We start from the raw sequence: 270 nt of genomic DNA, 5'->3' as shown, positions 1-270 counted from the left end.
GAATTATAACAAAGCGAGACAATTGGCTAGAGCCGCTTAGCAAAATAAATATTGTGATGGGGTGGGTGGTGCTCGTTAGTATGCTTGCTGTTAACTCCCCTTTATTAAATTTTCAAAGCTTATCTACAAACAGCCAAATAGCGCGTTTAGATGCAGATAAAGTAACAATAGAAAAGTTTGACTATTACTATTTTGAGTACAGCTTAGGACGCCAAGGTTATTTAGCTATGCAGTTATTAAAACAGAAAATTGAAACGAGTCACCCAGAGC

1 protein-coding gene is annotated in these 270 nt (G+C 37.0%); it reads left to right on the top strand.

Annotated features, from left to right (window positions below):
- Window positions 1-80 precede the first annotated feature (80 nt).
- Window positions 81-270: hypothetical protein (locus AAEY80_RS14570; RefSeq protein WP_350588593.1), on the top strand; the 190-nt coding region annotated here is incomplete at its 3' end.

It is taken from the genome of Psychrobacter sp. 78a-MNA-CIBAN-0178 (assembly GCF_040309625.1).
GTDB lineage: Bacteria > Pseudomonadota > Gammaproteobacteria > Pseudomonadales > Moraxellaceae > Psychrobacter > Psychrobacter okhotskensis.
This window is presented reverse-complemented; position numbering and strand designations above follow the sequence as displayed.